Below are 234 nucleotides of genomic sequence, written 5' to 3'. Positions count from 1 at the left end.
GACTGAGGTGTGTGTTGCGTTCCCGGCCCTGGCGGCTCTGGAAGAAGAGTTTGATGTGTTCGTGGTGACTGATGCCTCCGGCACCTTCAACGCCATGACCCGCGACGCCGCCCATGACCGCATGAGCCAGGCCGGTGCGCAACTGATGACCTGGTTCGGCGTGGCGTGCGAGCTGCACCGCGACTGGCGCAACGACGTTGAAGGCCTGGCCGCGCTGTGCTCCAACCACATCCC

The 234-nt window shown here is 65.0% G+C and carries 1 protein-coding gene; it reads left to right on the top strand.

Going from position 1 to position 234, the window contains the following annotated elements:
* Positions 1–234: isochorismatase family protein (locus tag SB816_RS35095; protein ID WP_410548635.1), on the top strand; the 234-nt coding region annotated here is incomplete at both ends.

The sequence above is a fragment of the Achromobacter sp. SIMBA_011 genome, from assembly GCF_046535435.1.
In the GTDB taxonomy this organism is placed as follows: Bacteria; Pseudomonadota; Gammaproteobacteria; order Burkholderiales; family Burkholderiaceae_B; genus Achromobacter; species Achromobacter dolens.
This window is presented reverse-complemented; position numbering and strand designations above follow the sequence as displayed.